This is a genomic window from Ginsengibacter sp., assembly GCF_057362405.1.
In genome coordinates, this window is sequence record NZ_JBMQQG010000041.1 from 1 (window position 1) to 23,970 (window position 23,970).

Annotated in this window: 28 protein-coding genes; 21 read left to right on the forward strand and 7 right to left on the reverse strand. The window is 37.8% G+C overall.

Translation table 11 applies throughout. The features are described 5' to 3' along the window. Together recF and ACO1O5_RS03245 are read right to left on the reverse strand one after the other, a co-directional pair. The coding region (gene recF / locus ACO1O5_RS03240) for a DNA replication/repair protein RecF (RefSeq protein WP_486268399.1) at nucleotides 1-817 on the reverse strand (817 nt) is incomplete at its 3' end. An 82-nt stretch (nucleotides 818-899) separates the two neighbouring features. Further along, nucleotides 900-1,340 carry a DinB family protein gene (locus ACO1O5_RS03245; RefSeq protein WP_486268400.1) on the reverse strand — a complete coding sequence of 147 codons (441 nt, stop codon included), beginning with the start codon at nucleotides 1,338-1,340 and terminating at the stop codon, nucleotides 900-902. Between the two features lie 108 nt (nucleotides 1,341-1,448). On the opposite strand from ACO1O5_RS03245, the gene ACO1O5_RS03250 reads away from it, so the two are divergent. From ACO1O5_RS03250 to lepB, 5 genes are all read left to right on the forward strand, one after another. After that, nucleotides 1,449-1,811 carry a hypothetical protein gene (locus ACO1O5_RS03250; protein WP_486268401.1) on the forward strand — a complete coding sequence of 121 codons (363 nt, stop codon included), beginning with the start codon at nucleotides 1,449-1,451 and terminating at the stop codon, nucleotides 1,809-1,811. A 295-nt stretch (nucleotides 1,812-2,106) separates the two neighbouring features. Continuing rightward, a protein-coding gene (gene prfB / locus ACO1O5_RS03255; protein WP_486268402.1) for a peptide chain release factor 2 occupies nucleotides 2,107-3,196 on the forward strand; the annotation gives its coding sequence in 2 pieces (ribosomal slippage) (nucleotides 2,107-2,166 and nucleotides 2,168-3,196; 1,089 coding nt in all). Between the two features lie 127 nt (nucleotides 3,197-3,323). Further along, nucleotides 3,324-4,502 carry a sigma-54-dependent transcriptional regulator gene (locus tag ACO1O5_RS03260; protein ID WP_486268403.1) on the forward strand — a complete coding sequence of 393 codons (1,179 nt, stop codon included), beginning with the start codon at nucleotides 3,324-3,326 and terminating at the stop codon, nucleotides 4,500-4,502. A gap of 60 nt (nucleotides 4,503-4,562) precedes the next feature. Next, complete coding sequence (locus ACO1O5_RS03265; protein WP_486268404.1) at nucleotides 4,563-5,204, forward strand: alpha/beta hydrolase family protein; 642 nt, start codon at nucleotides 4,563-4,565, stop codon at nucleotides 5,202-5,204. Between the two features lie 115 nt (nucleotides 5,205-5,319). Beyond that, on the forward strand, nucleotides 5,320-6,867 hold the full coding sequence (gene lepB / locus ACO1O5_RS03270) for a signal peptidase I (protein WP_486268405.1): 1,548 nt from the start codon (nucleotides 5,320-5,322) through the stop codon (nucleotides 6,865-6,867). Between the two features lie 43 nt (nucleotides 6,868-6,910). Here the strand turns inward: lepB and ACO1O5_RS03275 are convergent, their stop codons facing one another. Then, nucleotides 6,911-7,558, reverse strand: a complete 648-nt coding sequence (locus tag ACO1O5_RS03275; protein ID WP_486268406.1) for a MiaE family protein — start codon at nucleotides 7,556-7,558, stop codon at nucleotides 6,911-6,913. 44 nt (nucleotides 7,559-7,602) lie between these two features. Next, the gene (locus ACO1O5_RS03280) at nucleotides 7,603-7,797 is read right to left on the reverse strand and encodes a hypothetical protein (protein WP_486268407.1); all 195 of its coding nucleotides are present in this window, start codon (nucleotides 7,795-7,797) and stop codon (nucleotides 7,603-7,605) included. Nucleotides 7,798-7,919: 122 nt separating this feature from the next. Here ACO1O5_RS03280 and ACO1O5_RS03285 point away from each other — a divergent pair, with 122 nt between their 5' ends. From ACO1O5_RS03285 to ACO1O5_RS03310, 6 genes are all read left to right on the forward strand, one after another. Further along, entirely contained in the window at nucleotides 7,920-9,020 is a 1,101-nt protein-coding gene (locus ACO1O5_RS03285; protein WP_486268408.1) for an aminotransferase class I/II-fold pyridoxal phosphate-dependent enzyme, read from the forward strand. A 65-nt stretch (nucleotides 9,021-9,085) separates the two neighbouring features. Next, nucleotides 9,086-11,518, forward strand: a complete 2,433-nt coding sequence (locus ACO1O5_RS03290) for a penicillin acylase family protein (protein WP_486268409.1) — start codon at nucleotides 9,086-9,088, stop codon at nucleotides 11,516-11,518. A gap of 135 nt (nucleotides 11,519-11,653) precedes the next feature. After that, the gene (locus tag ACO1O5_RS03295; RefSeq protein WP_486268410.1) at nucleotides 11,654-12,016 is read left to right on the forward strand and encodes a hypothetical protein; all 363 of its coding nucleotides are present in this window, start codon (nucleotides 11,654-11,656) and stop codon (nucleotides 12,014-12,016) included. Nucleotides 12,017-12,073: 57 nt separating this feature from the next. Then, the gene (locus ACO1O5_RS03300) at nucleotides 12,074-14,623 is read left to right on the forward strand and encodes a DUF5686 and carboxypeptidase regulatory-like domain-containing protein (RefSeq protein WP_486268411.1); all 2,550 of its coding nucleotides are present in this window, start codon (nucleotides 12,074-12,076) and stop codon (nucleotides 14,621-14,623) included. 37 nt (nucleotides 14,624-14,660) lie between these two features. Continuing rightward, nucleotides 14,661-15,551 carry a TraB/GumN family protein gene (locus ACO1O5_RS03305; protein WP_486268412.1) on the forward strand — a complete coding sequence of 297 codons (891 nt, stop codon included), beginning with the start codon at nucleotides 14,661-14,663 and terminating at the stop codon, nucleotides 15,549-15,551. A gap of 37 nt (nucleotides 15,552-15,588) precedes the next feature. After that, entirely contained in the window at nucleotides 15,589-15,924 is a 336-nt protein-coding gene (locus ACO1O5_RS03310) for a phage holin family protein (protein WP_486268413.1), read from the forward strand. A gap of 9 nt (nucleotides 15,925-15,933) precedes the next feature. Here the strand turns inward: ACO1O5_RS03310 and ACO1O5_RS03315 are convergent, their stop codons facing one another. Then, nucleotides 15,934-16,350 (reverse strand): nucleoside-diphosphate kinase, encoded by a 417-nt coding sequence (locus ACO1O5_RS03315; protein ID WP_486268414.1) that lies wholly within the window; start codon nucleotides 16,348-16,350, stop codon nucleotides 15,934-15,936. A 173-nt stretch (nucleotides 16,351-16,523) separates the two neighbouring features. Beyond that, the gene (locus ACO1O5_RS03320) at nucleotides 16,524-17,882 is read right to left on the reverse strand and encodes an MATE family efflux transporter (protein ID WP_486268415.1); all 1,359 of its coding nucleotides are present in this window, start codon (nucleotides 17,880-17,882) and stop codon (nucleotides 16,524-16,526) included. Nucleotides 17,883-18,011: 129 nt separating this feature from the next. On the opposite strand from ACO1O5_RS03320, the gene ACO1O5_RS03325 reads away from it, so the two are divergent. From ACO1O5_RS03325 to lpxK, 5 genes are read left to right on the forward strand one after another with little or no spacing between them, the layout of a single operon-like run. After that, nucleotides 18,012-18,842, forward strand: coding sequence for a DUF3822 family protein (locus ACO1O5_RS03325; protein WP_486268416.1), 831 nt, complete (start codon nucleotides 18,012-18,014; stop codon nucleotides 18,840-18,842). Beyond that, entirely contained in the window at nucleotides 18,833-19,372 is a 540-nt protein-coding gene (locus ACO1O5_RS03330; RefSeq protein WP_486268417.1) for an RsmD family RNA methyltransferase, read from the forward strand. The genes ACO1O5_RS03325 and ACO1O5_RS03330 overlap by 10 nt, the downstream gene beginning before the upstream one ends. Further along, nucleotides 19,372-20,001 carry a dethiobiotin synthase gene (gene bioD, locus ACO1O5_RS03335; RefSeq protein ID WP_486268418.1) on the forward strand — a complete coding sequence of 210 codons (630 nt, stop codon included), beginning with the start codon at nucleotides 19,372-19,374 and terminating at the stop codon, nucleotides 19,999-20,001. The genes ACO1O5_RS03330 and bioD overlap by 1 nt, the downstream gene beginning before the upstream one ends. Next, the gene (locus ACO1O5_RS03340; RefSeq protein WP_486268419.1) at nucleotides 19,998-20,567 is read left to right on the forward strand and encodes a 5-formyltetrahydrofolate cyclo-ligase; all 570 of its coding nucleotides are present in this window, start codon (nucleotides 19,998-20,000) and stop codon (nucleotides 20,565-20,567) included. Before bioD ends, ACO1O5_RS03340 begins: the two co-directional genes overlap by 4 nt. An 8-nt stretch (nucleotides 20,568-20,575) precedes the next feature. Then, the gene (gene lpxK / locus ACO1O5_RS03345) at nucleotides 20,576-21,622 is read left to right on the forward strand and encodes a tetraacyldisaccharide 4'-kinase (protein WP_486268420.1); all 1,047 of its coding nucleotides are present in this window, start codon (nucleotides 20,576-20,578) and stop codon (nucleotides 21,620-21,622) included. A gap of 38 nt (nucleotides 21,623-21,660) precedes the next feature. Here lpxK and ACO1O5_RS03350 read toward each other — a convergent pair whose 3' ends face one another. After that, nucleotides 21,661-21,861: a hypothetical protein gene (locus tag ACO1O5_RS03350; protein ID WP_486268421.1), complete on the reverse strand. Its 201-nt coding sequence runs from the start codon at nucleotides 21,859-21,861 to the stop codon at nucleotides 21,661-21,663. A gap of 205 nt (nucleotides 21,862-22,066) precedes the next feature. Here ACO1O5_RS03350 and ACO1O5_RS03355 point away from each other — a divergent pair, with 205 nt between their 5' ends. The 5 genes from ACO1O5_RS03355 to ACO1O5_RS03375 all read left to right on the forward strand — a co-directional run. Next, on the forward strand, nucleotides 22,067-22,390 hold the full coding sequence (locus tag ACO1O5_RS03355) for an ArsR/SmtB family transcription factor (protein WP_486268422.1): 324 nt from the start codon (nucleotides 22,067-22,069) through the stop codon (nucleotides 22,388-22,390). Between the two features lie 6 nt (nucleotides 22,391-22,396). After that, the gene (locus ACO1O5_RS03360; protein WP_486268423.1) at nucleotides 22,397-22,729 is read left to right on the forward strand and encodes a VOC family protein; all 333 of its coding nucleotides are present in this window, start codon (nucleotides 22,397-22,399) and stop codon (nucleotides 22,727-22,729) included. Nucleotides 22,730-22,745: 16 nt separating this feature from the next. Beyond that, the gene (locus ACO1O5_RS03365) at nucleotides 22,746-23,216 is read left to right on the forward strand and encodes an SRPBCC domain-containing protein (protein WP_486268424.1); all 471 of its coding nucleotides are present in this window, start codon (nucleotides 22,746-22,748) and stop codon (nucleotides 23,214-23,216) included. 3 nt (nucleotides 23,217-23,219) lie between these two features. Next, a complete protein-coding gene (locus ACO1O5_RS03370; RefSeq protein ID WP_486268425.1) occupies nucleotides 23,220-23,621 on the forward strand; it encodes a DoxX family protein in 402 nt (133 codons plus the stop codon). Nucleotides 23,622-23,643: 22 nt separating this feature from the next. Beyond that, nucleotides 23,644-23,970: DUF1801 domain-containing protein (locus ACO1O5_RS03375; RefSeq protein ID WP_486268426.1), on the forward strand; the 327-nt coding region annotated here is incomplete at its 3' end.

Here is a 23,970-nt window from a genome sequence, read left to right on the forward strand (position 1 = left end):
TATTTTTATTTAGAAAAAAAGTAAGATCGTCTTTATGAATGCCAATGTTAGATCGCTGCGAAGCGATATCCTTTTGCCGGTTATCTTTCAGGATTTTATGAAAATGATTATCATTTAAATGACTGTTATATTCCAAAGAAATGATTTCGTTATTATCTGAAATATCACTATAAAACTTCTGAACGAGTGGAATTAATTTCAGGCAAAATGTGTTTCGGACGTCGTATATATATTTTGCAGGTTTTACCAGTTGTGCATCCAGCGCATCTAAAAACTGCGGGTCAAAATTTGCCTGAAAAGCCTCATTTTTCAGAAAGCTATTTCTTTGTTGCAATACCTTATTATAATTAATCAATTGCTGTAAATATTCGGCGTCAACCTGGCTAATTAAAGTGTCCAAAAATTTTCTTCTTCCCTCACTTCCGCCGGTTATCATTTCAATATCGTCAGGGGCGATCATGACGCACGGAAATTTTCCTATATGATGCGAGAATTTTTCATAAGCAACATCATCGAGGTAAAATTCTTTTTTTAAGGAGGATCGATAAATACAAACTATTTTGGTTACGGCATCTTTTGTGTGGCCATTATTACTTAATTCAGCTTCGAGCCTGAACCCTTCCGAACCAAAAAAAATATTGAGTGCGTCTGTTTTTGTGAAATAACTTTTCGTGAAACACAAATAATTTATGGCATCCAACAGGTTGGTTTTGCCCTTGCCGTTGAGGCCGCAGATACCCACAATTCTTTGCCTGAAATGAAACGTTTCCGCTACATAATTTTTATATCCTGTTAATGAAATTTTAGTGAAAGCCATAATAGCCTGCAAGATACAAACTATGCCCTTGTTTCAGTTTAGGAAGGAATAAAGATCATAGAATAACCCATCATGAAATTCCTTAGCCAATGAGCCTGCGATGATAATTTACCTGCCCCAGGTGATAACTAAAATGCGCCAGCAGATGCAAAAGAACAAATGATGTAGATAATGTTTTATCATTTAATGGAACTGGAAAATCTTTTTCAAGGTCTTCGTCCGAAAGGTGTGTCAATGTATCCTTTACAACTTTGTTTACTTTTTTTAATTCTTCCACTAATTGTGTACGCGGTACATTTTTTAATGAGAACTCCTTGTCTCTTTGTCTTGCGTAACCAGTGTGGCCTAACGTTGCACCAATGAAATGATTCAGGTTACCTAAAAGATGCAGCGTTAAATTTCCACCGGAATTGCTAATGCCTTCTTTTATTTTCCAAACATCCTCCTCATTTTTATAAAGCATCAATTCCTCTACCAGTTTATGTATATCTCTTTCAAAGAGTGATGTAATTACTTCTGTCATCCGGTAAAATTAATGAACATTTAATTTAGATACTGAAGCATGAATTATTAAAGTTGAAATTTTAGGGGAATATTTGATCGATGATTTATTTATTTTAAATTTATATTATTGAAATGGAAGTGTTACATATTACTTTTCGGGGTGTTGGTCTTTTTGGGAGAGACTGTCAGTATTCCTTACCAGGCGAAGGCCGATATTGATTCCCGCAGCTGTAGCATGTACATGGCAATGCACGCAGAAGGGAAAAAAAATTGTTGCAAAAAGCACGCTGATAAAAAGACACAAAAGCCAATGAATTGTGTCGACTGTCCACTTTGTTGCATTACTATTACCCCATCCTTTTTTTTGAAACCGGTGCCCTTCTTAGAGCCGGGTAAGATTGAATATCGTCCTTTCAAAAATCCGCTTCTTTCATCCTATCATGATGAGACGTGGAAACCGCCGGATGCCTTCCCATTTTCTGTAGCTTAGAATTTAATTTATCATCAAACAAAATAATTATGAAAAAGATGGGAATACTGGCAATAGCCGGCATAATCACATTATGTTCCTTCACTAAGGGGCATCATAAGGATTGCAAGGACTGCAAGCAAAAAACATGTACTGAAAAGTGCATGAAGCATTGCAACGGGTCTTCCTCCTGTGACAAAAAATAGCGTATGCTGCTGACTGTTATCTTTGCGGTAACAGTATAATAATGGCCTCCCAAACGGGAGGCTATTTTATTGGCAAGTCATTTAAATAATCATTATTATATTTGCGCCCTATGACACAAGAACAATTAAAAGATTTGAGAGACCGTTTGGTGGTTTTGAGGAGGTTTCTTTGACGTCGATAATCGTCAGCAGAAAATAAATAATGATAAGCAACTTTCGCTTTCGCCCGGATTCTGGAACGATAATCAGCGGGCAACTTCCATTTTAAAGGAAATTAAATTAAACGAATTCTGGATGAATTTGTATAATGATGTGCAGTCAAAAGTAGATGACTTTGCTATATTATTTGATTTCTGGAAAGAAGGACAAGCAACCGAAGAAGAAGTGAAAGAAGCTTTCGATAATTCAGTTGCTGCCATTGAGGAAGCTGAATTTAAGAGCACACTCAATAAGCCGGAAGATGAGATGGTTGCCATACTTCAAATCAACAGTGGAGCAGGTGGAACAGAAAGCCAGGACTGGGCGGAAATGCTGTTACGTATGTATCGTATGTATGGTGAAAAACAGGGCTGGGCAGTAACCGAATTAGATTACCAGGCCGGTGATGGGGCAGGTATAAAAAGTGCAACACTTCAGTTTGATGGGTCATTTGCGTACGGTTTTTTGAAAGCGGAAAGCGGCGTACATCGTCTCGTGCGTATTTCACCTTTCGATAGTAATGCGCGTCGCCATACCAGTTTTGCCAGCGTTTATGTATATCCGTTAGTCGATGATACGGTGGACATAAAAGTAAATCCTGCCGATGTGGAATGGGCATTCTTTAGAAGTGGCGGCAGTGGCGGACAAAATGTAAATAAAGTGGAAACGGCAGTACGACTTACTCATAAGCCTACCGGTTTTATAGTGGAATGCCAGCAGGCACGCACGCAGGGAGAAAATCGTGAGAAGGCAATGACCATGCTCAAGAGCAGGCTGTATGAAGAAGAGATGCGCAAACGCCAGGAAAAATTAAATGCAAATAACGCTACCAAGAAAAAGATAGAGTGGGGGAGCCAGATCCGAAGCTATGTTTTTCATCCTTATAAAATGATCAAAGACCATCGTACTGATTACGAAGTAGGAAACATTGGTCCGGTGATGGATGGCGAACTGGATGGATTTATTAAAGCGTATTTAATGATGGAAGCCGAAGTAAATTGACAATTAATCTAAATGATACATTTCCTGTAAAAGAACCATAACCGTTTTCTATTAAGATGATAAAATGTTTACATTTGAAAGTATAGTTATAAATCCTGAATCGAAAATCCATTAAACTATTACCATTATGCCCTCCATTTTAATTATTGACGATGAAAAAAGTATCAGGAAAACACTAAACGAAATATTAAGTTTCGAAGGTTACAAAATTGAAGAAGCGGCTGACGGCGAAGAAGGTTTGAAAAAATTTAAAGAGAAAAATTTTGATATAGTTTTATGCGATATTAAAATGCCCAAGTTGGACGGAATTGAATTTCTTGAAAGAGCCCGGGAGATAAATGATGAAGTTCCCATCATCATCATAAGCGGCCATGGAAACATAGAAACGGCCGTGGAGGCCGTAAAGAAAGGCGCCTATGATTACATTTCGAAACCTCCCGACTTAAACCGCATGCTAATTACACTTCGCAATGCAATGGAAAAAACAACGCTGGTGGCAGAAACCAAGGTATTGAAAAGAAGAGTTGCAAAGGTTCAGCAAATTGTAGGTGAATCATTAGCGATAAAAAAAATAAAAGATACTATTGACAAGATTGCTCCAACTGAAGCGAGAGTTTTAATAACAGGAGACAATGGAGTGGGTAAAGAATTAGTGGCAAGATGGATACACGAAAAAAGCAACCGCTCTCATGGACCCATGGTGGAGGTGAATTGTGCCGCCATTCCCGGTGAGCTGATAGAAAGCGAATTATTCGGGCATGAAAAAGGAAGTTTTACTTCAGCAGTAAAACAAAGAATTGGCAAATTTGAACAGGCAAACGGAGGAACCTTATTCCTGGATGAAATTGGTGATATGAGTCTGAATGCGCAGGCGAAGGTATTACGTGCTTTACAAGAAGCCAAAATAACAAGAGTCGGAGCAGATAAAGATATTAATGTGGATGTGCGTGTTATCGCTGCTACCAATAAAGACCTGCTAAAAGAAGTTGAAAACAAAAATTTCAGGCTCGATTTATATCATCGCCTCGGCGTTATAATTGTTCATGTTCCCTCTTTGAATGAACGGCTGAGTGATATTCCATTACTGGTTGATCGTTTTCTTGAGGATGTTTGTACAGAATATGGCCAATCAAAAAAAACAATGGATAAAAAAGCGCTCGAGTTACTTCAAAAATACAATTGGACCGGTAACATCCGTGAACTTCGCAATGTTGTTGAACGGCTGATAATTCTCTCCGGGAAAAGTATTACCGCCGAAGATGTTGAAAATTATGTTTTGCCAAAAAAAATAATTGGAAATTATTAATGACCCTTTGATGGAAGGCTTTATCCACAAGGTCTCATGACTTATGAATTATTATGACCGATGAGACAAATTTATTGCATCAGTGGATTCGGAGCCGATGAACGGGTTTTTTCTAAATTAAATTTTAAAGAGCTTGAATTTCATTTTCTGCCCTGGCTCAATCCTATAAAAAATGAAACGATTGAAGGGTACGCGAAAAGAATGAGCGAACGCATTACAAACGAAGTGCCTATATTATTGGGCTTGTCCTTTGGCGGAATAATGTGCATTGAAATTGCAAAGCAAATTTCAACAAGTAAAATAATTTTAATATCAAGCATAAAAACATTTCGTGAAATGCCTTTGTGGATGAGGCTTACAGGCAAGCTTAAATTCGACAAAGTTGTTCCGCTAAAAACTTTTAAGTTAATTGAGCCGATAGAAAATTATAATCTTGGTATTGAAAACAAAGAAGAATTGAAACTGGTACAGGAGTATAGAGCAAAGATAAGCCAGCAATATACCAATTGGGCAACTCATCAAATTGTTAACTGGAAGAATGAATGGATCCCTGAAAATCTTGCACACATCCATGGCGCCCGGGACCATATATTTCCAATTAGAAATATCAGGGCTGATTACGTGATACCCGACGGTGGCCATTTTATGATTATGAACAGGGCCGCTGAAGTGAACGCTGTTATTAAAGAAATATTGAAATAGCTTTAAAATATTGATGTTCACCGATTTTTGTTAAACTAATGATAACAATTTTCCCGCTCTTTTTTATATAGACTTTTAAAACGGTATTTTTGTCCGCATTATCAAAATAATTAAAATGAGTATAGGTCTACTTTTGTTTTTCGTCACTGTTATCCTTGCGTTTATTGGTTTGTATGGCATGTTTAAGAAAGCAGCGATTGCACCCTGGAAAGCTTTGATTCCTTTATACAATACCTGGTGCATGGTTGAAAAGATGAAATTAAAAAGGATATGGTTTTTTCTCCAGTTAATACCAATCGTAGGCCAGTTTATTACCATTTGGATTTGTATAAAATTTGTAGAGCATTTTGGGAGATTTGGTTTTTTCCATCATGCAGCTGCGGTTTTAGTTCCATTTATTTACTTTCCATATTTAGGCTTCTCAAAAAATGAAAGGTATGCCGGAATACCTGTTGTGAATAATTATAAAAAAGGGGCTATACGGGAATGGATAGACGCGGCAGCCTTTGCTGTTGTGGCGGCTACTATCATTCGTACGTTTGTGTTTGAGGCTTACACGATTCCAACACCATCTATGGAAAAAACATTGCTCGTAAATGATTTTCTTTTCGTGAGTAAGTTCAGCTATGGGCCCAGGATTCCGAACACACCGATAGCAATGCCATTTGTGCATCATACTATTCCCGGTCTTAATATAAAATCTTATGTGGAATGGGTGCATATACCATATACACGCTGGTTTGCGAGTCCGGTTAAACGGATGGACGTGGTCGTTTTTAATTTCCCGGTAAATGATACACTCATAAATGATGAAGTGAATTTTGGCTCCAGAGTTACTTACTACCAGGAAATACGACGACGGATGATTGAAGAACATATTTCTGAGGCAGAAGCAAGAGCAAGAGTATGGGATCAATACGGAGATGAAATTGTAACGAGGCCGGTTGATAAAAGAGAGAATTTTATCAAGCGATGCACGGCGATTGCAGGAGATACCTTGCAAATAAAAAACAGGGTAGTGTTTATCAACGGCGTAGCTGAGCCCTTACCTGAATTTCACGAGTTTAAATACGATGTTACGACCAGCGCCCCTCTTGATCCCGACCAGTTAAATGGTATAGGAATACAGTTTAATATGGATGATCAAAATAAAAACCAGGTTTACCAGATTCAGAATAATTTGTACGAAATAAGTATGACGGATGGGGAGATGGCTTCTCTAAAAATGCTGCCGATGGTAAAAGATATCCAACCGGCTCAATTGTTTCCTAGCGATAAAAGCCCATACCTGTTTCCATTTGGAGGTGCGGGAACCGAGAACTGGACGGTAGATAATTATGGCCCGATGTGGATACCAAAAAAGGGAGCAACTATACAACTAACTCCCGATAATGTAATCCGTTATAAACGTTGCATTGCCGTTTATGAAGGAAATAAATTTGAAGAAAAAAACGGTCAATATTTTATTAACGATCAGCCGGCAACCAGCTATACTTTTAAAATGAATTATTACTGGATGATGGGAGATAACCGTCATAATTCACTCGATAGTCGCTTCTGGGGCTTTGTTCCTGAAGATCATATTGTAGGAAAGGCTTCATTAATATGGTTCAGTTATGATAACGGACCGAGATGGAGCAGGATATTTAAGAAGATAAAGTAATGAAAACACCTCACAGGTTCTAACAATCTGTGAGGTGTTTTTCTTAGTGTATTCTATCACCCCTGACTTCCATGTTCAACATTACATTGGTCTCAAATACTATCCATTCTTTCCAACGCTTTCTTACTTGGTCCTTATCAATGTAAGTATCTGCAAGATTGATGAATAAAGTATAATGGCCAGCTTCGCTTTCCATAAACCTACGGTAAAAATTTCGCATATACGTATCTGTTAGTCCTTCGCTAAGTCGCTTGAAACGCTCACAACTCCTTGCTTCTATTAAAGCCATCGTGAGCAACTGGTCTAATAATCTTTCCTGGGGGCTACCGCCTTTTTTTTGAAACTCCAGTAGCTTATTCACATATTCATCTTTACGCTGTTTGCCTAAATGCAGGTTTCTTTTTCTCAATTCAGCCAGCACCTGGCGAAAATGTCCCCATTCTTCTGTTACAATAGGCGAGAGTTCATTCACCAACTCTTCTTTATCATTATATTTTTGAATAAGCGATATGCAACTGTTGGCAGCTTTTTGTTCGCACCACGCATGATCGGTTAAAATTTCTTCAAGAGAAATAGAAGCGAGATCTACCCAACGGGGATCAGTAACCAACCTGAGGCCTAAAATATTTTTTGTATCGGCAGATAAATGTTCCATGTTGTTATTCCGGGCATCTGAATAAATTGTCTTCAAAGGTTACAAAGCCCTTTCTTGCATCAAACGAAATGATCCTATTTCTATCTGCGATAAACCTTTGGGAGCGAAGTTCCTTTCAATGTATCTTTTTTAACAAAGGGAGGGTATTTATGGGCTAAAACCGTATCAGCCCTGCTGGGGGTGCCTGGCACAACGTCGTTAATGTCCATGTGATTTTCGCAGGCTGAAACCCCTGTAAGAAGCGAAAGAAATAATAAGAACGCAAATACTTTCATTTTATATTTTTTTTGCTAAGATAATTACAAATGCTTTGTTACAAATCTTTTATTAAAAATGAACTTGCAAAACCAAAATTACATTATTCACGATAAGAAGGGTGACGCCTTACCTTTGTTTTATGGATGAAGATTTTCTTGATAAAAAATTAGGAGAGAGAAGAGTTTCAAATTCACTTCGTTCGCTCACAACTGCAGATGACAAAACAGATTTTTGCAGCAATGATTATCTTGGCATCGTGAAGAATAAGCTGCTTGAAGAATTATTGCCACATAACTTGTCTCACGGAAGTACAGGCTCGCGGCTGCTTTCAGGAAATTATAGGCTTATAGAAGAAACAGAAAATTTTATTGCGGGATTTCATAAAGCGGTAGCGGGATTAATCTTCAATTCGGGCTATGATGCGAATACCGGTTTACTAAGTTGTGTTCCACAAAAAGACGATGCAATTGTTTACGACCAATTAAGCCATGCTTCCATAAGAGATGGAATTCGATTATCATTTGCATCTTCGTTTTCTTTTTTGCATAATGATATTGCCGATCTTGAAAAAAAATTAGCTGCTGCCGTTCATCTTCATCATAATATTTTCGTGGTTACAGAATCCGTTTTTTCAATGGACGGGGATAAAGCCCCTCTTACCGAAATTTCTGAACTCTGTGAAAAATACAATGCAGGATTAATCGTTGACGAAGCACATGCAACAGGAATTATTGGCGAAAAAGGAGAAGGGTTGGTTCAGCAATTGTATCTACAAAAAAGATGTTTTGCCCGTATTCATACATTCGGCAAAGCCTGCGGTTGTGATGGCGCTGTTGTACTTGGTTCCGATCAATTAAAAAATTATCTCATCAATTTTTCAAGACAATTTATATACACCACCTCTTTGCCGCCATCGGCGGTAGCAGCTATTGCAACGTCGTATAAAATATTTCCGGCCCTGCAAGATGAACGGAAACATTTGAAAAATTTAATTGATTTGTTTAAGAAGAGCGAGATGAAATATCATGTGCCAAACAGCGATACACCCATACAGGTCGTGATCATTCCAGGAAACGAAGACGCAAAAAAAGTTGCTGCAAGGCTGCAGGAAAATAAATTGGATGTAAGGGCAATTTTATATCCCACAGTGCCAAAGGGAATAGAGAGATTGCGGATTGTGTTTCATGCCTTTAATACGATTGAAGAAACAAAAAAGCTGGTTGCAATACTAAGTCGATGAGACATTACCAGTACAGATTGCTTTCCTTTTTATCTTTTTAGTATTTTACATCTTTAAATTTAACTATGCGAATAATTCCTTTCGTTATTTTCGGTTTAATCACTACGGCACTTATTGTAATTCTTAATTCAACCCTATTAACCCCTGCACCGTTAGGCAAATTATTAAGCCCTCAAAATGGGCTATGGCAAAATGCGGAACCTACCGATTATGATTATTCTGCAGATCTTTCATTTAAACAACTAAAAGGAAAAGTGGATGTATATTTTGATGATCGCCTGGTACCACATGTATTTGCAGAAGAGGAAAATGACGTTTTTTTTGTTCAGGGTTATCTGCATGCCAAATTCAGGTTGTGGCAAATGGAGTTTCAAACCTATGCCTCGGCCGGGAGATTATGCGAATTGGTTGGCAAAAAGGCGATTAATTTAGATCGTGATAAACGAAGGCTTGGAATGACTTTCGCAGCTGAGAATATGCTGAAAGAAATTGAAAAGGATCCGGCAACGTTAGCAGCGTGCGATAATTATACAGCCGGTGTGAATGCGTACATCGAATCATTGAATGAAAGTACACTTCCATTAGAATATAAGTTATTGGGGTATTACCCGGAAAAATGGACGAATTTAAAAACAGCGCTCTTCGTAAAATATATGGCTCTTGAGCTGGCAGGTGGCGAAAACGATTTTGAATATACGAATGCTAAATCAGTTTTTTCTTCAGGTGATTTTGATAAATTATATCCGATTATTATGGATTCTCTTGACCCGATTGTTCCGAAGGGAACCCTATTTCCAAAGCCGGGCATAGATCTGAAAATTCCTGCTACAGCTGATTCACTCTATTTTGATACAAAAGATTCCACAAAAATATTGGAACAAAATCCCGATCCAAATAATGGCAGCAATAACTGGGCTGTAAATGGTTCTAAAACAAAAAGCGGTTACCCGATTTTGTGTAACGATCCACATCTTGGCTTAAATCTTCCATCTATTTGGTACGAAATGCAAATTTCAACGCCAACTTACAATGCGTATGGCGTAACATTTCCGGGTGCACCCGGTGTAGTTATTGGCTTTAACGATAGTTGTGCCTTCGGTGTAACAAGCGCCGAACGTGATGTGAGAGATTATTATGAAGTAAAATTTAAGGATGATAGCCGCAAAGAATATTGGTTCGATAGTCAGTGGGTAAAATCGACATTCAGAATTGAAGATATAAAATTGAAAGGTGAGCCCGACTATTTAGATACGGTGGCTTATACGAAAATGGGACCTGTGATGTATGATAAAAGTTATAGTGGCGGAAGAGCTACTAACAATAAATATTATGCTGTTAGGTGGAAAGCCCATGATCCCAGTAATGAATTAAAAGTTTTTTTGCTGTTGGATAAAGCAAAAAATTATAATGATTATTTGGAGGCAATTAAGAATTTGCATACGCCCGGTCAAAATTTTGCCTTCGCAAGCAAAAGTGGTGACATCGCTATGTGGGCCCAGGGTGAGTTTCCTGCCAAATGGAAACGACAAGGAGATTTTGTTATGCCCGGCACTGACAGCAGTTATTTTTGGCAAGGCATGATTCCGCAAGACGAAAATCCACATCTTATAAATCCGGAAAGAGGTTTTGTGAGCAGTGCTAATCAAATGCCCGCTGATACCTCATATCCCTATTATCTTGGTGGAAGTTTCCCGCCATACAGGGGCTGGGAAATTAATAAGAGACTAAGCGTTATGAATAATATTACGCCTGAGGATATGATGAAGCTTCAAACAGATAATTATAACGTATTTGCAGAAATGGCGCTCCCGGTTTTAGTAAGGAATATGAAAGTGTTGCAATTAAGCAATGACGAGCTGAATTATTTTGATATTCTTAAATCGTGGAGATTAAGAAATGATATAGAATCTAAAGGTGCGACATTATTTGTGCTTACCTGGGATAGTCTCGAAAATAAGGTCTGGAAGGACGAACTTTCAAAAATTCCGGGATCGGTTATGATGCCTCATGAAAGCACTTTGCTTGAAGATATTTTAAAGGATTCTGCATTTAAATTCCTGGATGATATTAACACACCACAAACAGAAACGCTGGCGGATGATGTAACGGCGGCATTTAAACAGGCGGCGGCTGTAGCAAAGCAAGCAGACATTGCGGGCAACCTGGAGTGGGGGAAATATAAGGACACTAAAATATTAAACCTTGCAAGAATTGATGCGTTTAGCAGGCTGCATTTGCCAATTGGTGGCGGCACTAATTGCATCAATGCTGCTAACCAACAACATGGCCCAAGCTGGCGGATGATTGTGTCGTTAACGCCGCAAACGCACGCATATGCAGTCTATCCGGGTGGACAAAATGGAAATCCCGGCAGTAAATTCTATGATGACTTCGTTGATACGTGGGCGTTAGGGAAATATTATTCGCTTTGGGTGATGAGGGCTTCTGATGCTAAAGACGAACGTGTGAAATGGAAAATGAGTTTTAGGAATGGTTAACAGGTTAATTGGTTAATAAAGTTAATTGGTTAAGCAAAATCTTCCGAAACTATCGGACTCAACAATAGAGAGATTCAACAATAAACCAGTTCAGCAATTTGTGTAATTAATTTTAACCAGTGTAATATAAATGTTATGAAATTTATTATCTCCATATTACTTACCATGTTGCTTTGCTTTTGTTCGTGTTTATTTTTGCCTTGGTGGAGTATAGCCATTGTTTCTTTTTTAGTGGCAGCAATGATTGCTCAAACTCCGGTAGCTTCCTTCATTACGGGTTTTATAGCTTTGTTTTTGTTATGGGGTATTTTAAGCTTCTGGATAAGCACTAACAACGATCATATTCTTGCTCATCGTGTTTCCCTATTAATTTTTAAAGTTGATAATCCCTATTTGCTTATTATAGTTACTGCACTTATAGGAGCTTTGGTGGCGGGTTTTGCTGCACTTACAGCAAGTTATATTCGTCCATCAGGAGTTATACAAATCAAGAAATAAATAATTTAGAATAACTTGATTTTTTTTCTTTATACGTTTCCTTCACCGATAATCTCTATGAAAAAATTTTTATTGCTGACATTTTGCATAAACATACTTACTGTATCGGCTCAAAAAATTGAAGGGACTGTTTATGATGATAATGGTAAAATTTTACCATTTGCATCTATTCTTATAAAAGACACGCCGAAAGGGGTTACTGCCAATAATGAAGGTAAATTCAGCTTTAATTTACAACCGGGAGTTTACACATTGGTTTGCCACTATGTGGGTTATACGTCGCAGGAAAAAACGATCATTTTATCTTCAAAAAATGTATCTGTAGACTTTAATCTTTCCGTGCAAAAATTGTTACTCAAGGAAGTAATAATAAAAGAAGGTGGTGAAGATCCTGCATATGAAATTATAAGACAGGCCATAAAGAAACGGCCATTTTATGAAAAGCAGGTGAAAGCCTTTGAGGCCGAAGTATACATTAAGGGAATGATCAAATTAAGAAAACTTCCTGAAAAAGTTTTGGGCAAAAAAATTCCTGAGGAAGATAGAAATAATATGGCACTTGATTCTTCCGGCAAAGGCATTATTTACCTTTCAGAATCGGTGTCAAAAATTTCAATGCAGCAACCCGATAAGGCAAAGCTGGAAGTTATTTCGGGGCGGGAGAGTGGCAGCAATGGTTTTGGATTTAACTTCCCTGCTATCATCAGCTTCTATAAAAACAATGTGAACATGTTTGAATCAATGCTCAATCCCCGAGGCTTTGTTTCTCCCATTGCCGATGGCGCTTTAAATTATTATTACTATCGATTCCTGGGTAGTTTTTTCGAAGATGGAAAAGAAATTAATACCATAAAAGTAATCCCTAAAAAAGATTTTGAACCTGCCTTTTCAGGGATCATTAATATAACGGAAGGGGACTGGCGAATTTATAGTTGTGATCTGTTGCTTACAAGAGAATCGCAGTTGGAAGTTTTGGATTCGCTGGAAATTTCGCAAATATTGGTTCCCATAGCAAATGATGTATGGCGCGTAAAAAACCAGGTATTACATTTCAATTTCAACCGGTTAGGCATAGACGCAGTTGGTGATTTTGTAAATGTCTATTCTAAGTATAATCTCGATCCAAAATTTCCCAAAAACTTCTTTAACCGGGTAATTGTAAAATATGATAGTGCGGCAAATAAAAAACCAACCGCTTATTGGGATAGTATAAGGCCGGTTCCGCTTGAACCTGAAGAAATAAAAGATTACAACGTTAAGGACAGCCTGTACGAAATAAGAAAGGATTCTTCTTATAAAAATATTGATTCGCTTAAGAAGAAACAGGGGAAGGTAACGTTTGGGCAAATATTCTGGACCGGCATAGACAGAACCCATTACAGCAAAACAAATACCTATCAATACGAAATTGATCCTTTGCTAAAAGTGTTGCAGTATAACACTGTTGAGGGTGTTGCTATAAATCCATCCTTCACAATTTCAAAATACGTGAAGCAATTGAAAACCAATATTTCCTTTTTAGGAGATCTGCGCTATGGATTTAACAACAATCATTTTAATGCATGGGCAGGTCTCAATTTCCGGACAAGAGATTTTGATGTTGATAAAAAACTAAAGAGGCAATCGTTTTATATAGCAGGAGGAAAACGCGTGAGCCAGTTTTTTAAAGAAAGTACATTAGAAGGATTGGGCAATAGCATTGGCACTCTATTTTATGGACGCAATGAAATGAAGATATACGAAAATTATTTTGCTAAAGCAGGTTTTTCAAAACGATTTGAAAGCGGCGCCAGGTTTACGATAGAAGGTGAATATGAAGATCGGATTCCTCTTGACAATACTACCAGTTATATTTTTAACAGTAAATATCAATACAGGTTAACGCCCAACTATCCCGTTGAAATTCTATCCTCGCAATTTGCCCGGCACCAGGCCGTGTTACTGCATGTTGCATTCAGTGTGAAGCCGGGCCAGCGATACATTGAGTTCCCAAATTCTAAAGTGGCTATTGGTTCAAAATATCCAACTTTTACCCTCGATTACACAAAAGGAATTAAAAGTATTTTCGGCAGTGATGTAGATTTTGACAAATGGTCGCTGGATGTTTCAGACGACGCCAATTTAAAACTTGCGGGTTTAATCAAATATAAATTCCGGGTTGGTGGATTTCTTAATAATAAATCTGTTTATGTACAGGATTACCAACACTTTTATGGCAACGTATCTCACGTCGCAAAAGAATATGTGCAAACTTTTCAGTTGGCTTCCTATTATCAATTCAGCAATACTTCTTCGTCTTTTACAGAGCTGCATTTTGAACATCACCTTAATGGATTAATAACAAATAAGATTCCAGGGCTAAAAAGACTAAACTGGAATTTAGTTTATGGAACAAATGCGCTTTATGTAAATTCCAATACAGCGTATGCCGAAGCCTTTGCCGGGCTTGAGAATATCTTTAAATTGTTGAGAGTTGATTTCGTTGCCGGATTTCAAAATGGATATAAGCCTACATATACCTACCGCATAGGCTTTGACGGGCTATTAGGTTCTGCAGTTAATTCAATGCGCTTTAGCAAAAGAAGGAGGGTAATTAGTAATTGGTAGCCCATTGTTTGCTTTATTTTTACAGAAAATAATCCTCATGAAATACGTTATCGTCATTATATTATTCTGCTTTGGCATTGCCGGCTGCCATGCGCAGCAGGATCATTCATTTATTAAACAAAAAAATGATAATACACTTTTATGGCAGGTAAGCGGAAAAGGATTAAAACATCCGTCGTTTCTTTTTGGCACATTTCATTTGTTATGCAAAGATGATATTCATTTCAGTGAACAATTAAAAGAGGCGGTAAAACAAAGTGATGAAATGTATATGGAACTTGATATGGATGATCCGTCTACCTTACTTGGCGGAATGCTGTACATGAACATGAAAGACGGTAAAAAATTATCAGATTTATATACGCCGGAAGAATATAAAAAACTTCAAAGTTATTTTAATGATACGCTCAATACGCCTTTGATGCTGTTCCAGAGAGCCAAGCCCTATTTTTTGGTTGCGCTGATTTATCCTAAAATGATGAACTGCGAATCACCTGCGGGTGTGGAAGAAGAGTTATTAAAACTTGCCAAGGAAGATAAGAAAGAGATAAAAGGGTTAGAGACCATGCAATTCCAGGCTTCGGTTTTTGACAGCATACCTTACGAGTGGCAGGCAAAAGAGTTATTGAAAAACATTGATAGTTTTTCAGTTTATAAAAATGAATTTGATGAAATGGTGCACCTTTACAAGAACCAGGAACTTGATTCTATGCAAAATATGGTAGGAGCCAGCGAATTTGGCTCTGACAAATATGAAGATCTTTTACTCAACGACAGGAATAAGAAATGGGTGAAAGAATTGAATGATATTATGAAAGCTGAAAGCGTATTCGTAGCGGTGGGGGCGGGGCACCTCAGTGGTGATAATGGACTTATCAATCTTTTGAAAAAAGAAGGCTACCAGGTAGAGCCCTTGCTGAATAAATAGAATTTTTTGTTTTATTTTCAATTACAAATTAACTGCAATGCGTTTCTTAATTTCCGTATTCTTAAATGCGACGGTGCTTTTTGCACTTGCTTCGGTACTTCCTTCCGTTAAGATTAAGAATTATACAACCGCTATATTTGTTGCCCTTGTTATCGGACTACTCAACGCAACCATTGGCTTTTCAATTCGCCTGCCGTTAGACATTCTTACCCTTGGCCTGATAACCTTTTTTATAAAGGTTATTGTGTCGGCCATCATGATTAAGCTTGCCAGTGGATTGTTCAGGGGATTTACGGTGAATGGATGGGTACCCGCATTCATTATTGCATTTTGTATGGCAATTGCGGGTACGTTATTCCGTTATGTTTATTAGCAGCGTATTTTAAAACTGTTCCAGTTTGCTGAAGAAGAAGTCACCCTCAATCCTGGCGTTTTCATCACTATCACTTCCGTGAACAGCATTTTCACCAATAGAGGCCGCATATAATTTTCTTATGGTTCCTTCCGCTGCCTGTGCAGGATTTGTTGCGCCTATTAATTTCCTGAATTCTTCTACGGCATTTTCCTTTTCGAGTATGGCAGCCGTTATAGGGCCCCGGCTCATGAATTCAACTAATTCTCCATAGAATGGTCTTTCTTTATGCACGGCATAAAACTCACCTGCTTTCGCTTCAGACAAATGTGTCATTTTCATTGCCACAATTCGAAAACCTGCTTTATTAATCATTTCAAGAATAGCACCTGTATTGCCTTTTTCCGTGGCGTCAGGCTTAATCATCGTAAAAGTTCTGTTGGTCATTGGTAATTTTTTGGGTGGCAAAGCTACTGAAATAATTAATTATAAAATAAGCATTAATCAATAGACAAAACAGAATTAGCGTTTGCAATAAATAATAAAATAAATGGCTTAAGTTAAAAACTCCCATACAAATCTTGTCCTTCTCCTTTTGGAGAAGGTTTGGGATGAGGGCTTTACATCATCTTATCATCTTTAATCCAATTACCCTTAGTAATAAACCAGAAAGAAACTAAAAAGATCAGCAGCCAATAAATAAGTTCATTGCTCCAAACAATGGCAAGGGAAAGATGAAGTTGCTTTACCAACACGAATGTGTACACGAGATATACTGCAATGGCAGCAGCCTCTATAACCAGATTCATTTTTGTTTTTCCGGTTCCGGTGACCGCGTTGAGCCAGATAGATGCAATGCTCATCATTATCATTCCCAGCGAAACAACACGAAGAACGGGGATGGCATCCTTAACAAAAATTTCATTTTGCCCAAACAATCCGAGGAAGTGCCCGGGATAAAGATTTAAAATTATCAATATTATTACGGTAGTACCAATGCTAAACCAGGCGATTTTATTAATTGCTTTCACCACTTTATTTTCCAGGCCCTGGCCAATAAGATTACTTACCATTGTGTTTGATGTGCTGGCGAAAGCCCAAATCATTACGCCGACCAAAGCAAATATCGTTCTCATCGCATTTGAAATTGCCTTGGCTCTTTCGCCATATTGTTCCAGTAAAATAAAAAACACGAGCCACGTAACGGTACTCAGCACAAATTGCAAAACAAGCGGTGCAGAAATTCTTAACACTGCTTTTGAATAAATTTTATCGTAACGTAAACTTTTGAAAAGATTAAATTCTCTTTTCAAACCCATTCTGAAAATAACAATGTAAACAATCACCATTCCTGATATTTCTGCAATTACTGAAGCAAATGCAGCGCCGTTAAATCCCAAATGCGGAAATGAAAAGGCTCCGTATATCAGTGTGTAATCAAAAAAAATATTGATGAGCGCCTGGCCTATGGTTCCCACCAACAAAAACCGGCTGTTTAATGTTCCAACCAAAAATGCATTTCCTGCCTGGAACATAAATAGAAATGGTAATCCCCATACTCTTATTTTCAAAAAATCCATTTCCTGGTGAAAATCTTCCGGTCTTATAAAAGGCTTCAAACAAATCGGGGCAACAAACCATGTAAACAACATTCCGCCAAGTGCAAACCACAAAACGATCCTGATTCCCTGTGCAAAAACTTTATGGATATCTTCCGGCTTCCCCTCGCCGCCTTTTCTTGAAATGATAGCCTGTAGCGCATTTCCCAATCCATTGCCGCCTACCATCAACACAAGATAATAAACACCGGTAATACCCGCATTACCTAATGCCGTGATGCCGAGGCCGCCTAAAAAAATATTGTTGGTAATAAAATTTACATTTGGAATAATTAGAGAAGCTGATATCGGCAAAGCAATTTGCAATATCTGCCGGTTGGTAACTGAAACCTGTAAATTTGTATTAATGGTAGTCGCCATAAAAGTTCGTAAACCTATATATTAATTTACTGATTTCAATAATTATGGTCTTTTTTTGCAAATGGGTTATTCAGTCGGATTGCTATAAAACCAGACTCAAAAAATTATTCTATTATTGCGCAGGAAAAAATGATGAAAGCTTTGTTTGAAATATTACCCGAAAGTATAGACGCAGCTAATTGTGTACTTGTTTTTGAAATAAGTAACGAGAGCTTTTCGTACGCTATAAAAAATGACGAACAGAACAGGTACGTAGCCGTAGCAATGTTTCAATTTGAAATAGGAGTTGATGGCGACGACCATGCCGGCAACCTGCACGATATAATTAATGCACAGCCGATGTTAGCAGGAAATTTTAAAAAGGTTTGCATTATGTATTCATTTGCTGAAAGCGTGCTGGTCCCATTTGCCTTGTACAGTTCGCTGGAAAATGAAAATGTAATTAATCTTGTACATGGAGATCTTCAAAGCAATACTTCCATTCTCACAGATTTAATTACAGAAAGAGGCGTTTACAATGTATACCGGGTTCCCAGGTCAATTATTAATGTAGTTAAATCACATTTCCCTGTTACCTGCGATTTGCATCAATATTCTGTCTTATTGAAACAGGCTGTCGTGAAGGAAGATACACTGCACATCATTTTTTTCCCGCAAAGAATAGTTATAAAACTGGATACAAAAGGAAGGATAGAATTAATAAACAGTTATCGCTACAACACAGCGGAAGACGTGTCTTATATTTTTTTAAATATTTGTAAGCAGTTTGATGTGGAAAACATTCCGGTAGAAATAAGTGGGCTAATTGATGAAGACTCTGCATTATTTAAGGAAATCTATAAATATTTTGAAACCATAAACTTTGCTTCGTTACCCGTTCAATGCAATTATGCAGAACGTATTACTCAACAGCCTGCTCATTATTTTAGCCATATTTTTGCAATTGATTCATGCGAATAATTACAGGAAAATATGGAGGCCGCAAAATTAATCCACCTTCTAAAATGCCTTATACGAGGCCCACAACAGATGTGGCAAAAGAAGGATTGTTCAACATCATTGAAAATAATATTTCCATAGAAGGAATAAAGACACTCGATATTTTTGGAGGAACAGGTAGTATCAGCTATGAATTGGCTTCAAGAGGAGCGGCTGATCTAACGATTATAGAGAAAGATGTTAAGATGCACGCTTTCATCCAAAAATCAATTGGTGATTTAAAAATAGAAAATTGCCGCGTTATTAAAATGGATGTATTCAGATTTTTAGAAACTAACGTAGACGCTTATGATCTTATTTTTGCCGGGCCTCCTTATGCCTTAAAAAATATTGACGACCTTCCCGTAATTATAAGAGAAAAAAAAATGCTCAGGCAAAACGGATGGTTTATTCTCGAACATACGCCGGCCAATAATTATGAAAAATTCCCATTGTTTAAATCATCAAGAAATTATGGTACCACCATATTTTCCATATTTATTAATTCATAATGAAACCCATATTTATAACCGGAACCGGAACAGATGTTGGCAAAACCCTGGTTGCAGCGATTGTTACTGAGGCTTTACAAGCAGACTACTGGAAACCAGTGCAGGCAGGCTTTTCAGACGGAACAGATTCTTTACGGATTGAACAATTGATTACGAATAACAGAACAAAAATCCACCCCGAACTTTATAAACTTAAAATGGCCGCATCCCCACATCTGGCTGCCGCCGCGGAGAATATCCAAATTCACATAAGCGATATTGTCAGTCATTTACCCGGCACAAAAAATAAATTAATTATTGAAGGAGCAGGAGGGCTAATGGTGCCATTGAATAAAAATAAATTTGTTCTTCATCTTATAAAAAAACTAAAAGCCAAAGTCATTATCGTGAGTAAAAATGAACTGGGAAGCATTAATCATTCTTTACTAACGGCAGCGGTTTTAAAAAAAGAAAAGGTTGATGTTGCAGGATGGATTTTTAATGAAGAATATTTGCATTATGAAAATGAAATTGAGCAATGGAGCGGTTATCCCGCAATAGCATCGATAAAGCATTTAAATGAAATTAGCCGGGAAACGATTAAAGCTGAGGGCGAAAAAATAAAGAAACGCCTGCAAATATTTTTATGACGAAAGCTGAACTCAGAAAACTTTATAAAGAAAAAAGATCGCGATTATCACACCAGCAAATTGGGAAGTTTACCGATCTGCTGCTTATTAATTTTCAACAATTGCAACTTCCGTTTCTTTCATGCATTCATAGTTACATCGCTTCTGAAAAATTGCGCGAAGCAGACACGTCGGCTGTGATTAGATTTCTCCAATTCAAAAATCCGGGACTGAAAATATTGATCCCAAAAATTGACATCACCTCGGGATCCATGCAACACTTGCTTTTTGACGATGAAGTTGAATTGATAGATAATGCATTTGGCATTTCAGAACCTGCTAACGGAGAAATCATTGAACCGGGCGAAATTGATTTGGTGTTGGTTCCTTTGCTTGCATTCGATCAACATGGCTACAGGGTTGGCTATGGCAAAGGTTATTACGATAAATTTCTGGCTGAGTGCAGGGAAAATGTTATTAAAATTGGCTTAAGCTTTTTTGAACCGGTTGATAAGATTGATGACATCAATCAATTTGATATATCTTTAAATTATTGTGTAACGCCGCAACAGGTTTATGAATTTTAAAGACAGTAATGCTTAAAAGTTTCCGGTATATATTATTTCCTTTGTCAATTATTTATGGTTGCATTATCTGGCTTCGCAACAAATTTTTCGATAAAAATATTTTACGTTCTGCAGCTTTTAATTTCCCTTTAATATGCGTCGGAAACCTGGCCGTAGGCGGCACCGGCAAAACTCCAATGGCAGAATACCTGGTGCGGTTACTAAGAAATAAATACAACGTGGCTACCTTAAGCCGCGGCTATAAACGCAAAACGAAAGGCTTTGCTATTGCCGATGAAAATACAACAGCAATTGAAATTGGAGATGAACCAATGCAACTGCATAAAAAATTTCCGGAGATAACGGTAGCCGTAGCCGAAGAAAGAATAGTTGGCATTCCACAGCTGCTTCATTCTAAGCCGGCGACAGATGTTATAATTCTCGATGATGCCTTTCAACACAGGGAAGTTAGGGCAGGCCTTAATATTTTACTTACCGCGTACGACGATCTTTATACAAGAGATTTTATTTTACCGGCCGGCAATTTAAGAGACGTTAGAAGCAGCAGCAAAAGAGCGCATATTATTATTGTTACCAAATGCAAATCGAATTTAGATGAAGAAGAACGGCAGGTTATTATTGCGGAACTGAATCCCTTAGATAGCCAGCAGATTTTTTTTACCACGATTGAATATGGAAGTCCGTATCATCTTTTTACAAAGAAAGAAAGAACTATACAACACGATTGTAATGTATTATTGGTGTGCGGAATTGCCAATCCTAAACCTTTAAAGGAAACGCTAACCAATTATACAGACACCTACGAAATGATTTTATTCCGCGATCATCATATATTCAGTATTGATGACCTGCAGGAAATAAAAAAGCAATTCTCGAAAATTGAATCCCCAAACAAAATAATTCTTACCACCGAAAAGGACGGTGTAAGGCTTGCTAAATACGAAAGTGAATTAAAAGATCTCCCGGTTTTTGTTTTACCCATCCGTCACAAATTTCTGTTCGGCCAGGATCATAAGTTCGAAGCAAGTATTAACGAATTCGTTGAGAGCTACTAAACATAAGGATAATGTTCAGCCATGAAATTTTGCAAACTTTATTCGTATAAAACCATTGCCTGGGCGAAGATAACAACCGGAGTAGCCGCAGAGCCGTCTGATGTATCTTTTGTAACTGTAGTAGTCCCAACGCCGCCAAGCGGCTGCCAGCCTAAACTTATATTTTCCTTTATAAGAGATTCGAGGTTTTCAACTCCTTTGGAACTTGTAATCACAACGTAATCCCGAACTTTTGCCATTTTGTTTATTTTTTAAGATGATATGAATTTTAGCCTGCGAATGTATGCAAGAATCATTTTTATTTGAATTTTAATTTGACGGACTTTGTTATTGTAATCTCTTTTACCAAGCCATGACTTGAATATGTGAACCTAATAAAAAAATTGTAAAAAAATTTGTGTAGTTAAATAACTACATATATATTTGTAGTCAAATAGCTACATAATGAATTTAAGACGAGACGTATTTCAAGCAATAGCAGACCCGACAAGGAGGGCAATACTTCTTTTGGTTGCATCGCAATCTTTAACAGCAGGTGCCATAGCTGCAAACTTTGACACGGCTAGACCGACCGTTTCAAAACACCTGCAAATACTTACAGAATGCGAATTATTGAAGCAGGAGCAAACCGGCCGGGAAATGTATTATCACCTCAATCCACAAAAGATGAAAGAAATAGCCGACTTTATTGAGCCATTCCGCAAAATGTGGGATGACCGGTTTAGTAAACTGGAATCTGTAATGAAGAAATATAAAACAAAAAAATAAAACGTTATGAACAAAGGTATCAAAACCGTTCTTTACCCGGTAAAGGACATAGCCGGAGCAACGGCATTATTTCGCAAATTCTTAGGTGTTGAGCCGTACGCTGAACAACCTTATTATGTGGGTTTCAAAGTTGATGGCCAGGATATCGGGCTTGTTCCCAATAATCCCGAAGGAGGAGTTGCAGCATTTTTTGATGTTGACGACATTAAAACGAGCCTGCAAATTCTTGTTGATGGTGGCGTTACCGTTATCCAGGAAATAAAAAATGTTGGAGGAGGAAGATTAGTGGCAAGCGTGAAAGATGCGGACAATAATATTATTGGGCTCATCCAGGGTTAATAAAAGTCAATAGAATATGGAACAAAAAACAAAAGTACACGCCGAAGATGGCAAACATGATCTTTTTATCACAAGAGAATTTGACTTGCCATTGGAGTTGTTATTTAAGGCACATGCAGAAGCTGAATTGCTTGAACAATGGATGGGAACAAAAGTGCTGAAGCTGGAAAGTAAAAAGCAAGGCAATTACCAAATTGAAACTTACGATCCCAGGGGAAACCTCGCGTTCCGTGCCAACGGAGTAATCCATGAATTTATTTCGAACCGGAAGATCACCCGAACATTTGAAATGGAAAATATGCCTTTTGGTGTCCAGCTCGAGGTGTATGAGTTTGAAGAACTTACCGGCGAAACCAGTAAACTCAATATGCACGTGATATACGAGACAGTTGCGCAAAGAGACCAGGTGCTGAAATTGCCATTTGCCAAAGGAATAAATATGGCGCATAACAGGATGCAGGAAATAATGAACCAATTGAAAAAATAAACCATGACGAAAAGAAAAAATATCATCTATTGGGTTGCCACCATCTGGCTCGCCTTAGGTATGGCATCCACAGGAACGGTACAGTTGCTCAAAGCGAAGGACGGGCAAGGTGGGGCAGATATGATTACCCATTTAGGCTATCCTCGTTATTTGTTGACATTGTTGGGCTGCTGGAAAATTTTGGGAGTGATAGCAGTTCTAATTCCCAAATTTCCGCGACTTAAGGAATGGGCTTATGCCGGATTTTCTTTCCTAATGGTGGGAGCGGTATTTTCACATTTGGCAGTGGGTGATTCCATCAGCGCTATCGTTCCGTCGTTATTGCTGTTTGTACTAACGGTTATATCGTGGTATTTGACGCCTGCAGATAGAAAATCATTTTTGCCAATCAATAACCATTTATAACTTTATTTTAAAATGCCAATAAATGAATAGAATGAACTCTAAGGTTGATTTCTTTTTCAATAAAGTCAGTCAGTGGAAGGAAGAATTTAAACAATTAAGAATGATCATACTTGACTGCGGGCTAGCTGAAGAATTGAAGTGGGGGCAACCTTGTTACACCTTCCAGGGAAAAAACATAATATTGATGCATGGATTTAAAGAATATTGTGCAGTTCTGTTTTTTAAAGGTGCTTTATTAAGTGATCCTGAAAGTATTCTAATTCAACAAACCGAGAACGTGCAGTCGGCACGCCAGGTGCGGTTCACCTGTGTTAAGGAAATAGTGAAGATGGCACCCATTGTGAAAGCA

Coding starts and splice junctions, on each gene's coding strand:
- ACO1O5_RS03265 (WP_486268404.1), top strand. CDS start 4,563: ATGAGACAAATTTATTGCATCAGTGGATTCGGAGCCGATGAACGGGTT.
- ACO1O5_RS03355 (WP_486268422.1), top strand. CDS start 22,067: ATGAATTTAAGACGAGACGTATTTCAAGCAATAGCAGACCCGACAAGG.
- ACO1O5_RS03320 (WP_486268415.1), bottom strand. CDS start 17,882: ATGGCGACTACCATTAATACAAATTTACAGGTTTCAGTTACCAACCGG.
- ACO1O5_RS03260 (WP_486268403.1), top strand. CDS start 3,324: ATGCCCTCCATTTTAATTATTGACGATGAAAAAAGTATCAGGAAAACA.
- ACO1O5_RS03350 (WP_486268421.1), bottom strand. CDS start 21,861: ATGGCAAAAGTTCGGGATTACGTTGTGATTACAAGTTCCAAAGGAGTT.
- ACO1O5_RS03245 (WP_486268400.1), bottom strand. CDS start 1,340: ATGACAGAAGTAATTACATCACTCTTTGAAAGAGATATACATAAACTG.
- ACO1O5_RS03295 (WP_486268410.1), top strand. CDS start 11,654: ATGAAATTTATTATCTCCATATTACTTACCATGTTGCTTTGCTTTTGT.
- ACO1O5_RS03325 (WP_486268416.1), top strand. CDS start 18,012: ATGATGAAAGCTTTGTTTGAAATATTACCCGAAAGTATAGACGCAGCT.
- lepB (WP_486268405.1), top strand. CDS start 5,320: ATGAGTATAGGTCTACTTTTGTTTTTCGTCACTGTTATCCTTGCGTTT.
- ACO1O5_RS03315 (WP_486268414.1), bottom strand. CDS start 16,350: ATGACCAACAGAACTTTTACGATGATTAAGCCTGACGCCACGGAAAAA.
- ACO1O5_RS03370 (WP_486268425.1), top strand. CDS start 23,220: ATGACGAAAAGAAAAAATATCATCTATTGGGTTGCCACCATCTGGCTC.
- ACO1O5_RS03305 (WP_486268412.1), top strand. CDS start 14,661: ATGAAATACGTTATCGTCATTATATTATTCTGCTTTGGCATTGCCGGC.
- ACO1O5_RS03285 (WP_486268408.1), top strand. CDS start 7,920: ATGGATGAAGATTTTCTTGATAAAAAATTAGGAGAGAGAAGAGTTTCA.
- ACO1O5_RS03300 (WP_486268411.1), top strand. CDS start 12,074: ATGAAAAAATTTTTATTGCTGACATTTTGCATAAACATACTTACTGTA.
- ACO1O5_RS03360 (WP_486268423.1), top strand. CDS start 22,397: ATGAACAAAGGTATCAAAACCGTTCTTTACCCGGTAAAGGACATAGCC.
- ACO1O5_RS03310 (WP_486268413.1), top strand. CDS start 15,589: ATGCGTTTCTTAATTTCCGTATTCTTAAATGCGACGGTGCTTTTTGCA.
- ACO1O5_RS03290 (WP_486268409.1), top strand. CDS start 9,086: ATGCGAATAATTCCTTTCGTTATTTTCGGTTTAATCACTACGGCACTT.
- ACO1O5_RS03330 (WP_486268417.1), top strand. CDS start 18,833: ATGCGAATAATTACAGGAAAATATGGAGGCCGCAAAATTAATCCACCT.
- ACO1O5_RS03340 (WP_486268419.1), top strand. CDS start 19,998: ATGACGAAAGCTGAACTCAGAAAACTTTATAAAGAAAAAAGATCGCGA.
- bioD (WP_486268418.1), top strand. CDS start 19,372: ATGAAACCCATATTTATAACCGGAACCGGAACAGATGTTGGCAAAACC.
- lpxK (WP_486268420.1), top strand. CDS start 20,576: ATGCTTAAAAGTTTCCGGTATATATTATTTCCTTTGTCAATTATTTAT.
- ACO1O5_RS03365 (WP_486268424.1), top strand. CDS start 22,746: ATGGAACAAAAAACAAAAGTACACGCCGAAGATGGCAAACATGATCTT.
- ACO1O5_RS03280 (WP_486268407.1), bottom strand. CDS start 7,797: ATGAAAGTATTTGCGTTCTTATTATTTCTTTCGCTTCTTACAGGGGTT.